Annotated in this window: 11 protein-coding genes; 2 read left to right on the forward strand and 9 right to left on the reverse strand. The window is 70.3% G+C overall.

Annotated features, from left to right (window positions below; genetic code table 11):
- Positions 1–606: 606 nt before the first annotated feature.
- The 3 genes from KGQ19_RS44770 to KGQ19_RS44780 form a co-directional block, all read right to left on the reverse strand.
- Positions 607–1,656, reverse strand: a complete 1,050-nt coding sequence (locus tag KGQ19_RS44770) for an SPFH domain-containing protein (RefSeq protein ID WP_212021066.1) — start codon at positions 1,654–1,656, stop codon at positions 607–609.
- A gap of 160 nt (positions 1,657–1,816) precedes the next feature.
- The gene (locus KGQ19_RS44775) at positions 1,817–2,236 is read right to left on the reverse strand and encodes an NfeD family protein (RefSeq protein ID WP_212021068.1); all 420 of its coding nucleotides are present in this window, start codon (positions 2,234–2,236) and stop codon (positions 1,817–1,819) included.
- A gap of 54 nt (positions 2,237–2,290) precedes the next feature.
- Positions 2,291–3,112 carry an ABC transporter ATP-binding protein gene (locus KGQ19_RS44780; RefSeq protein ID WP_230420415.1) on the reverse strand — a complete coding sequence of 274 codons (822 nt, stop codon included), beginning with the start codon at positions 3,110–3,112 and terminating at the stop codon, positions 2,291–2,293.
- 119 nt (positions 3,113–3,231) lie between these two features.
- Between KGQ19_RS44780 and KGQ19_RS51495 the strand changes: the two genes are divergently transcribed.
- On the forward strand, positions 3,232–4,005 hold the full coding sequence (locus KGQ19_RS51495; protein ID WP_212021071.1) for an Rv1486c family protein: 774 nt from the start codon (positions 3,232–3,234) through the stop codon (positions 4,003–4,005).
- Between the two features lie 45 nt (positions 4,006–4,050).
- Here the strand turns inward: KGQ19_RS51495 and KGQ19_RS44790 are convergent, their stop codons facing one another.
- Positions 4,051–4,494, reverse strand: coding sequence for a DUF3592 domain-containing protein (locus KGQ19_RS44790; RefSeq protein WP_212021073.1), 444 nt, complete (start codon positions 4,492–4,494; stop codon positions 4,051–4,053).
- 179 nt (positions 4,495–4,673) lie between these two features.
- On the opposite strand from KGQ19_RS44790, the gene serB reads away from it, so the two are divergent.
- Positions 4,674–5,948 carry a phosphoserine phosphatase SerB gene (serB, locus tag KGQ19_RS44795; protein WP_212021075.1) on the forward strand — a complete coding sequence of 425 codons (1,275 nt, stop codon included), beginning with the start codon at positions 4,674–4,676 and terminating at the stop codon, positions 5,946–5,948.
- A gap of 13 nt (positions 5,949–5,961) precedes the next feature.
- Here serB and KGQ19_RS44800 read toward each other — a convergent pair whose 3' ends face one another.
- The 5 genes from KGQ19_RS44800 to KGQ19_RS44820 all read right to left on the reverse strand — a co-directional run bounded on the left by KGQ19_RS44800 (position 5,962) and on the right by KGQ19_RS44820 (position 10,090).
- Positions 5,962–6,486 (reverse strand): SixA phosphatase family protein, encoded by a 525-nt coding sequence (locus tag KGQ19_RS44800; RefSeq protein WP_212021077.1) that lies wholly within the window; start codon positions 6,484–6,486, stop codon positions 5,962–5,964.
- Complete coding sequence (locus tag KGQ19_RS44805) at positions 6,486–6,677, reverse strand: hypothetical protein (RefSeq protein ID WP_212021079.1); 192 nt, start codon at positions 6,675–6,677, stop codon at positions 6,486–6,488. Before KGQ19_RS44805 ends, KGQ19_RS44800 begins: the two co-directional genes overlap by 1 nt.
- Positions 6,678–6,762: 85 nt before the next feature.
- Positions 6,763–7,212 carry a MarR family winged helix-turn-helix transcriptional regulator gene (locus KGQ19_RS44810; protein ID WP_194898748.1) on the reverse strand — a complete coding sequence of 150 codons (450 nt, stop codon included), beginning with the start codon at positions 7,210–7,212 and terminating at the stop codon, positions 6,763–6,765.
- Between the two features lie 166 nt (positions 7,213–7,378).
- The gene (locus KGQ19_RS44815) at positions 7,379–9,127 is read right to left on the reverse strand and encodes an MFS transporter (protein WP_212021081.1); all 1,749 of its coding nucleotides are present in this window, start codon (positions 9,125–9,127) and stop codon (positions 7,379–7,381) included.
- A gap of 129 nt (positions 9,128–9,256) precedes the next feature.
- Positions 9,257–10,090 carry a MerR family transcriptional regulator gene (locus tag KGQ19_RS44820; RefSeq protein ID WP_230420416.1) on the reverse strand — a complete coding sequence of 278 codons (834 nt, stop codon included), beginning with the start codon at positions 10,088–10,090 and terminating at the stop codon, positions 9,257–9,259.
- Between the last annotated feature and the right edge of the window lie 81 nt (positions 10,091–10,171).

Below are 10,171 nucleotides of genomic sequence, written 5' to 3' on the forward strand. Positions count from 1 at the left end.
ACCGCACCACCTCACAGGCCGCCGCCGCTGAGACTCACCCAGCCACCCGAGGGAACCGCGCTAGTTTCCCTGAGGTTGCCGAGGCCCGCCGGAGGCCCGGCCCTTCATCACAGCCCTTGACCTTGACCTTCAGCTCTTGACCTTGATCTCGATCTTCAGCTCTTGATCTTGCCTGTGCCGTTGATCTTGCTCTTGATCTGGCCTGTGCCCTTGCTCTGACTTGCTGGAGTTGAAGAGGCCTGAGGTGCGGCGGGGTTGTGAACACGTAAACCGGCAGCCGACAAACACGACTCGCCGCCACAAACCCCGAACCGGCACAACTACGACCGAAGGCCGTAAAAATCGCCTTTCAACCCACACCCCAACCGCAACCCGGCCCACAAACTGCAACCCCAAAAAAGATCCGAACCCGAACACCCCAAACCGACCCTCTACCTCACCCCGCCAGCAATCCAGCGAAACCGCCACGCCGACAACCTCCGCCCAGCCAAGTCATCACCAGGGCAAACGTCGTTGCCTGACACGCCACTGGGAGCACACGGCAAAGGGGCCGGTCAATGACCGGCCCCTTTCACGCCTGGCTCGACTTCACGCGTATCCCGACTGTCAGTCGTCGTCCTGGTTGAAGAACACATCGTCGGCCGGGCTCGACGACCCGCGCTGTCGCGGCGGCCGGTCCGCGCGCGGCTGCTGGCCGGACGCGGCTCCCGGCGCCTCGCCGTTCGCGGGCAGCGGGTTGCCGTTCGCGGCTGGCGCGGCCGGCATGCCCGGCATCCCCGGCATGCTGCCGACGCGGCCCAGCGCGCCGCCGACGTTCTCCAGCGCCTTGCCGAACTCGCTGGGGATGATCCACAGCTTGTTGCTGTCGCCCGCGGCGATCTTCGGCAGCTGCTGCAGGTACTGGTAGGCCATCACCTGGTTGTCGGCGTTGCCCTCGTGGATGGCTTCGAAGACCTTGCGGATCGCCGCCGCCTCGCCCTCGGCCTGGAGCGCGCGGGCCTTGGCCTCGCCTTCGGCGCGCAGCACCGCGGCCTGCTTCTCACCCTCGGCGGTGAGGATCTGCGACTGCTTGAAACCCTCGGCCGACAGGATCGCCGCGCGGCGGTCCCGGTCGGCGCGCATCTGCTTCTCCATCGAGTCCTGGATCGAGGCCGGCGGCTCCACGGCCTTCAGCTCGACCCGGGAGACCCGGATGCCCCAGTTGCCGGTCACCTGGTCCAGAACCCCGCGCAGCTCGTTGTTGATGTAGTCGCGGCTGGTCAGGGTGCGCTCCAGGTCCATGCCGCCGACGATGTTCCGCAAAGTGGTCACCGTCAGCTGTTCTATCGCCTGGATGTAGTTGGTGATCTGGTAGACCGCGGCGCGCGCGTCGGTCACCTGGAAGTAGATGACGGTGTCGATCGAGACCGTCAGGTTGTCCTGGGTGATCACCGGCTGCGGCGGGAACGGGACCACCTGCTCGCGCACGTCGATGATGGCCCGCACGCGGTCCACCACCGGCATCAGGATGCGCAGGCCGGGCGTCAGGGTGCGGGTGTAGCGGCCGAAGCGCTCGATGACGGCGACGGTCCCCTGCCCGACTATGCGCACGGACTGGAACAAGCTCACCGCGATCACCGCGGCGATCACTACGAGGACGACGATCGTGGTGATCATGTCGACTCCTCCTACACGACATCGATGTCCGGCGGTCAGGAGGCGGCAGGCACCCCCCGGTGACAGTGCTCGATCTTAGGCCCGGAGACGCATAGCGCACACACCGTTCCGTCGAGGATTGTCCTGCCCGCGTGACAGGGTGCGGAATCCCAGGCGAGCGCTAGAGAACGAGCGCGGTCGCGCCGTCGATCTGCGCGACGTTGACGCGGTCTCCGACCTCGTATTCAGTCTGCCCGTCAAAAGAGCGGGCACTCCAGATCTCCCCGGAAATCCGCACCCGGCCGTCATGGCCGTCGACCTTCTCCACCACCAGCGCTTCCCGGCTGATCAACGCCTCGGTGCCCTGCCGGTGCTCGGGCCCGCCGTGCAGCCGGCGCATCGCGGTCGGTCGGGCGAAGACCAGGGTGGCGACCGAGACGACGCCGAAGGCCGCGAACTGCGCCACGATGCCGGCCCCGGCCCCGGCGGCGATCGCCCCGGCCGCCGCGCCGATGCCGAGCATGACGAAGACCAGTGTGGCCGTGGTCAGTTCCAGCAGGATCAGTACGGCCGCGACGACCGCCCACACCATCGCGTGCATGGAGCCCATGCTACGGAAGGAAGACCGCGCTGTCCCCGTCAGGGGATTGATGAATCAAACCGCGCGCGCGTACCAGCGGGCGCCGGAGGGGGTCTGGTACTTCTCCACGCTCAGCGGCAGGCCGAAGGTGGTGGTCAGGTTCTCGGAGGTGAGCGCGGCGTCGATCGGCCCGGCCGCCACCACCGCGCCGGCCCGCACCAGCAGGATGTGCGAGAAGCCCGGCGGGATCTCCTCGACGTGGTGCGTCACCAGCACCGTGACCGGGGCGTAGGGGTCGGAGGCCAGCCGGGACAGCCGGCGCACCAGGTCCTCACGGCCGCCGAGGTCCAGGCCCGCGGCCGGCTCGTCGAGCAGCAGCAACTCCGGGTCGGCCATCAGCGCCCGGGCGATCAGCGCCCGCTTGCGCTCGCCCTCGGACAGCGTGCCGAAGGTGCGGGCACCGAACTCGTGCATGCCCCACCAGGCCAGCAGATCGTCGGCGCGCTGCGCGTCGGCCTCGTCGTACTTCTCCCGCCACCGGCCGACCATCCCGTAGGAGGCGGTCATCACCACATCGCGCACCGACTCCCCGCGCGGCAGCCGCTCGGAGACGGACGCCGAGGAGTAACCGATGCGCGGACGCAGCTCGAAGACGTCCACCGCACCCAACTGCTCGCCGAGCACACCCACCACGCCCGCGGTCGGGAACAGGGACGTGGCCGCGATGTTCAGCACCGTGGTCTTGCCCGCGCCGTTCGGCCCGAGCACCACCCAGCGCTCGCCCTCGCCGACCGTCCAGTTCACGGCGTCCAGCAGCTTGCGGCCTTCCCGCACCACGGAGACATCCACGAGGTCGAGGACGCTGTCTGGGTCGACGGACAAGGCATCGGCGTTCATGTTCGGCACCAGTTTCCTCACGCAGGCAGGCCTCGATCTACGATCTACGATCGCCTAGCTTAGAGGACCGACATGTCCGCCAAGCCGCAGCGTCGGCCCGGCCACGTACCCTGGTGGTCATGCTGAGCGAACACCGGTCAGGGCGTCTGGTCGCCTGGGGCAACGCCTGGCTCGCCGGGCACACCAGCCTGGACTCGGCCGCCGAGCAGGTCCGTGCCGACGGCGACGAGCCGCACCGGGTCGCCGGCGTGCCGGGCGAGGACGGCGACGTGAGCTGGACCGTCGCCCTGGGCCGGCTGCGCGCCGCCGGGGTGACCGGGCTCCGGCTGGCGCTGCCCCGCCCGGGCGATCCCCTGGGCCTGAAGGGCCCGGCGGCCTTCAACCAGGCGGCGATCACGGCCGGCGAGGCCGTCCTGACGGACGGACCGGCGCTCGGGATAGTCCCGTCGGTGGACGGCTACGGACCGGCCGGCGACCGCGGGCACGTGGTCCGCTGGACGGTGACACCGGTCGAGAGCGGCGCGGCCGCGGTGCCGACGCTGTCAGAGGCCGAACGCGAGCTGAACGACGCACTGCGCGAGGCCGCCGAGGAACTGGCGCGACTGGACGTGGCGCGGTGGCGGCCGGAGGTGGCCGAGTCGCTGGCCGCGATCCGGGGGCATGGGCGGGCGCCGGAGGCGGTGCTGGCTCCGGGGTATCCGGCGCGGGCGGTCAAGGTGCTGACGCAGGCGCAGCGGCTGGCGGCGATCGCTGATCTGGCGGGGCAGGATGAGGGCGGGAGTGTGACGGCGCTGGAGTCGCGGTTGCGGGCTTCGGCGTTGGTGGGGTTGGAGCGGGTTACCCGGCGGGCCCAGTTGGCTGCTTATCATTCGATTTTGGAGCCTGGGTTTTAGGGGCCGGCGCGGGTGGATCGGCCCGGCCGCCGGGGGATATCGCCATCACCCCATCGTCAGCGCCATGAACTCCATCCCGACCCCGACGCCCAGCACCCCCAGCGCCCCGACCAGCTCCACCCAGTCCCGCAGCTTCAGATCGAACCGCGACACCAGGATCCGCTCCGGGCGCAGGGGATCGTACCAGAGCCGCACCTGTGCGCCCGTCGCCACGCTCTGACGCGGCCGGTATCCGTAGGCGCGGGTGACCACCGGCGGGCCGGTCGGGGCGAAGTAGCGGACTCGCGGGGCGTTGCGGATCGCGCCGGAGGCGTCGCAGGACACGACCATGCCGATCACTTCGCCGCGGGCGGGGACGCCGACCAGTCGCAGGCGCAGGCGGGACAGTCTGCGCGCGCACACCGCCAGCCAGAGTGCCCCGCCCCCGGTCCAGAAGAGGCCGGACGCGGCGAGGAACCCGGCGACGAAGGACATGTCGTCCGCGGCCATAGTTCCATGCTAAGGCGGTCGACCTCGGGCGGACCTGTTCAGAGACCAGACATCACCCGTATGGGAGAGGGACGGCGCGGCCTGGCGGCCGGCGGGTGCCGGACTCCATGTCCATGCCGCGCCCACCAGCCGGACACTTCGCCGCCGTCGTTGGTCGCCCGGGTACCGTGGATCACACCATGAACACCGCGCTCGCCCTGCCGCCGCCCGCCGCTACTGTCCTGGTCACCGTGTATGGCGCCGACCGTCCCGGGGTCACGGCGAGCCTGTTCGCCGCACTGGAGCCGTTCGGTGTTCCGGTCGTGGATGTGGAGCAGGTGGTGGTGCGCGGGCGCCTGGTGCTGGCGGTGCTGGTCGGGGCGCCGGGTGAGGCTGACGGACAGACCGCGCTGCGGGTGGGACTGCATCGCTGGGCCGCCGCCGAGAAGCTGGATGTCGAGGTGGTCACCGGGCTCGGCGACAACCGCAAGCGGCGCCAGGGCCGCACCCACGTCACCGTGCTGGGCGCTCCGCTGCCCGCGGCGGCGATGGCCGGGATGGCCCGGGAGATCACCGAATGCCGTGGCAACATCGACCGCATTGTGCGGCTGGCCAAGTACCCGGTGACCGCGATCGAGCTGGACGTCTCCGGTGCCGATCCCGATCTGCTGCGCGAGCGGCTGGCCCGGGTCGCCGCCCAGGAGCACGTCGACATCGCGGTGCAGCCGGCCGGGTTGAGCCGGCGGGCCAAGCGGCTGGTGGTGATGGACGTCGACTCCACGCTCATCGAGGGCGAGGTGATCGAGGAACTGGCGGCGCGGGCCGGGTGTCTGGAGGCGGTGGCCGGGATCACGCAGCGGGCGATGCGCGGGGAGCTGGACTTCGCCGGGTCGCTGCGCGAGCGCGTCGCCCTGCTCAAGGGGCTCGACGCCGGTGCGCTGGACGACGTCCGGGCCTCGGTGCGGCTCATGCCCGGCGCCCGGACCCTCGTCCGCACCCTGAAACGCCTCGGCTACCTGGTCGGCATCGTCTCCGGCGGCTTCACCCACGTCACCGACTCGCTGCGGGACGAGCTCGGCCTGGACTTCGCGCTGGCCAACACCCTGGAGATCGGCGCGGACGGCCGGCTGACCGGTCAGGTGACAGGGCCGATCGTGGACCGGGCCGGGAAGGCGGCGGCGCTGCGGGAGTTCGCGGAGGCGGCCGGGGTGCCGGCGACGGACACCGTGGCCATCGGGGACGGGGCCAACGACCTGGACATGCTGGCCGCGGCCGGGCTCGGGGTGGCGTTCAACGCCAAGCCGGTGGTGCGGGAACAGGCGGACACGGCGGTGAACGTGCCGTTCCTGGACACGATCCTGTATCTGCTCGGGATCACCCGCGAGGAGGTGGAGGTCGCGGACGCCTCCGAAGAGGCGATAGAGACCGGACCGATAGAGGCCGCGCCGATGGAGACGGCCAAGCCCGCCGCCTGAGACACCGGCCGGCTCAGCCGCGCGGCGACTCCACCGCCACGATCGAGGCCGCGGCCGGGTCCAGGGTGGCCCAGGTGCCGTCGAACTCCAGGACGGTCAGGGTGTTGGTCGGGTATCCGGCGTGGACCTTGGCGACCAGTTCCGGATTCGTCTCGTCGGCCAGCGCCAGGGCCAGGTACTGGGTCCCGGGGTTGTGCGAGACGACCATCAGGGTGCCGACGCTCTCCGGCGTCTCGCGCACCACTTCCAGCATCTCCCCCGCCGAGGCGGCGTAGAGCTCGTCCTTGTTCAGCACCTCGGGCTTGTTCAGCACTTCGGGCCCGGACGGGAACGCCTCGGCCGCCAGGCCGTAGGTCTGCTGGGTGCGCAGCGCCGTCGACACCGCGGCCCGGTCCGGCACCCGGCCGTTCGCCACCAGCCACGCGCCGGTGCGCGGGGCGTCGCGGCGGCCGCGGTCGGTCAGCGGCCGGTCGTGGTCGGCGACGCCGTCGGGCCAGTCGGACTTGGCGTGCCGGAGCAGGATCAGCGTGTGCCGCATCAGCCGTTGGCCAGGCCCCAGAAGGACAAGATCACCAGGACCACCATGATCAGGGCGATCAGGCCCAGGAACTGGTACATGCTCTTCGTACCCTGGCCGCGCTGGGCCTCGCGCCACTCGCGCGGCGGCCACTCGGCCTCGGCCGGCGTGTCCGGGGCGGAGCTCGTGGGCTCCTCGCTCGCTGCCGTCATGCCGACCAGTCTCCCACCGGTGTCTGAGCGGGCGCTTGGCGGGGGTCCCGGTCGTATCGACCGGGCTCCGACGCCGCCCGCGGGCTCAGCGCTGCTTGGGCTCGACCTCGTCGGCCAGCTGCTCCAGCACCGGCACGGCGGCGTGCAGCGCCTCCAGCTGCGACCCGGTCAGCCGCTCCATGCCCTGCACCAGCGCCGCCGTCCGCAGATTGCGCACCTTGGTGATCAGCGCCGCACCGCCGGGGGTCAGCGAGACCATGAACGAGCGGCCGTCCTCCGGGTCCGGCTCACGCTGCACCCAGCCGGCCGCGACCAGTCCGCTCAGCGTACGGGTCATCGACGGCGCGGCCACCTTCTCCCGCTGGGCCAGGTCCCCGATCCGGATCGGCCCCCACTTCTCGATCACGAACAGCGCGGACAGCTGGGCGAAACTCGCCTCCGACTGCCGCTGCAGCAACTGCCGGTTCAAGCGGCCCAGAGCCACCCGCAGACGGGCGGCGACCTCGGTGTCGGGCTGGGTCGGCGAAGAGTTCATCGGGTCCTTCACAGGAGCGCAGAGCGGAGCCGGGAATGATGGACGTGGATCGGTGCGGTAAGGCGGATAAGGGGCACAGTGAAACACAGTGCCCCGGTCCCAATCTACCGACCCCCGGCTCAGCGGGCCGGTCCCACGCCTCGCGTGCGGCGTGGGACCCGCCGCGTCAGGCGGTCGCCGCCGCGCTCTGACCGGCGGCCGCGTCATCCTCCGGCGCCTTCAACTTCCCGGGCAGCGCCGAGGCCACCGCACCGATCACCGCCATCACGATGGCGAGCCAGAACACGACCATCAGGCCGTCGTGGAAGGGTCCGGAGATCAGGTGCGGGAAGAATTCCCGGCCCGTCAACGTCTGCGCGTTGGAGGCGGGTAGCGCGTGCAGGGTCGAAGAGCCGAGAAGCTGTTGCATCGGGTTGTAGCCGAGGAAGGCGGCGAACAGCGTGGCCACCGGGGGCAGGTGCGAGATCTGGGTCGCGGTCCCGGCCGGCACCCCCTGCGCGGCCAGGCCGGTGGACAGGGTGTGGGGCAGCGAACTGGACAGCCCGGCGACCATGAGCGAGAAGAAGATGCCCATGGACAACACCATGCCGGCGTTCATGAACGTGGCCCGGGCGCCGGAGGCGGCACCGCGCATCCGCCCCGGCACGCTGGACATGATCAGCGATGTGTTGGGCGCGGAGAACAAGCCGCCGCCGACACCGTTAAGGAAGATGAGTAGGGCGAATACCCAGTAGGAGAAGTCCGTAGGTATGAGCAACAGACCGGCGAACGACACCGCCATCGCCAACAGACCGCCGGCGGCGAACACCCGGGGCCCGAACTTGTCCGACAGGTGCCCGGCGATCGGCCCGGCCGCGAGGAAGCCCAGGGTCAGCGGGATCATGTAGATGCCGGCCCACAGGGGCGTGTCCTTGTAGTCGTAGCCGTGCAGCGGCAGCCAGATGCCCTGCAGCCAGATGATCAGCATGAACTGCAAGCCGCCCCGGGCGATGGCGCCGAGCAGGTTGGCCAGGTTCCCGGTGGCGAACGCGCGGTTCTTGAACAGCGTCATCGGCAGCATCGGATCGGAGATCTTGGCCTCGATGACACAGAAGATGATGAGCAGCGCCAGGCCGCCGATCAGCCCGGCGTCGACCCACGGGTTGGTCCAGCCCTGGGTGTGCCCGCCATAGGGCTGGATGCCGTAGGTGATGCCGGCCAGCAACGCGGTCAGGCCGAAGGCGAAGGTGGCGTTGCCCCACCAGTCGATCCGCGATTTCTGTCTGGCCCCGGTGTCGTGCAGCGACTTGTAGGCCCACACCGTGCCGATCAGCCCGATGGGCACGTTCACCCAGAACACCGCGCGCCAGTTCCACTCCGACAGCGCGCCGCCCAGCACCAGGCCGATGAACGACCCGGCGATCGCGGCCACGATGTTGATGCCCAGCGCCATCCCGCGCTGCGCGGCCGGGAACGCGTCGGTGATGATCGCCGCCGAGTTCGCCATCAGCATCGCGCCGCCGATGGCCTGGAACACGCGCCAGCCGATCAGCCACAACGCACCGGTCGCGCCGTGGAAGGGGTCCAGGGACAACGCGATGGAACAGATCGTGAAGACCACGAACCCGGAGTTGTAGATCTTGACCCGGCCGTACATGTCGCCCAGGCGCCCGAGCGCCACCACGAACACCGCGGTGACGAGCATGTAGCCCATCAGCATCCACAGCAGGTAGCTGACGTTGGACGGCTGTAACGGGTCCAGCTTGATGCCGTTGAAGATCGCGGGCAGCGAGATCAGGACGATGGAGGAGTTGACCGTCGCGATCAAGGTGCCCAACGTGGTGTTGGACAACGCCACCCACTTGTAGTGCGGATGATCCGGCCCGCGCGCACCGCGGGCCTTCCCGGTCGCACTGGAAGCCTGTGTCGCGGTCATACAACCCCACCCTCTGTGACTTACATAGTTTACCAATGCTAATTATATGGGTAGGCAGGAGGGCTGACAAGTAGAGGTACGACCATCGGACCGGGGCGCCGGCCGAACCGGGTGGCCGGGCGGACCCGGCTAAGCCACCGGAACCGCGATGTCACACACTTCGTCGCCAGGCCCCGCCGCGGCCCAGTCGCCGAAGTACACCTCGCGCGGAGGCAGCGTCCCGGTATGACCCCCGGCCTTCATCCAGCCATGGAGCGCGTCATAGGCGGACAAGATCTGCGGGAACTGCACTTGGGCCTTGACGATCGGCAGGTAGGCCTCGCGATGCGCCGGCTCCTCGCGCATCGAGAAGGTCGGGACGCCGACCCGCTCGGCCCCGGCCGGGTCGATCGGGACGCAGACCTCCGCCGGGCCGTCGCTGTCGTGGTTGATCTCGCCGTGGTAGACCACGAACGGCGCCGCCGACGGACCGCCGGCCGGGGCCGTCGCGGTCATCAGCCGGGCCATCGCGCTGTCGATCCAGCCGGGCAGCTCTTCCGGCATGACGTGCCGCCGCTCGGTGAGCACCAGCTGCGCCGGCACGTCGCGGACCTGGATGGGCCGGGTCGCGGCATGGCCGCCTTCGCGGCCGGACACCACCTCGCGCACCCGGGCCGCCAACCAGCGCTGGGCGGCGAAGCGGGCCTCAGCCTCCTGCCAGAACGCCGCCACCACTGCTTCGCGCTCGGCGGCCGGCGCCGCCAGGACGCGCGCCACGTCGGACAGCGGCATGTCCAGGCGCCGCAGCCAGACGATGAGGCGGGCCTCGGCCAGGCGGGCGGTGCGGTAGCGGCGGTAGTGGCTGGCCGGGTCGACCTCGTCGGGGACCAGCAGGCCCTGCTGTTCGTACAGCCGCAGGGCTTTGGGCGACAGGCGCGAGCGGCGGCTGAATTCGCCGCTGGTCAGCAGATCGTCCTCGGCCATGGCGGCTCGCCCTCCTCCAGACATCGGTGCCGTCCGGCACTGAGCGGGCAGGCTCGGCGTGTGAACACGCCGAGCCTGCCC

Origin of the sequence: Catenulispora pinistramenti (assembly GCF_018274385.1) — a bacterium.
Lineage (GTDB): Bacteria > Actinomycetota > Actinomycetes > Streptomycetales > Catenulisporaceae > Catenulispora > Catenulispora pinistramenti.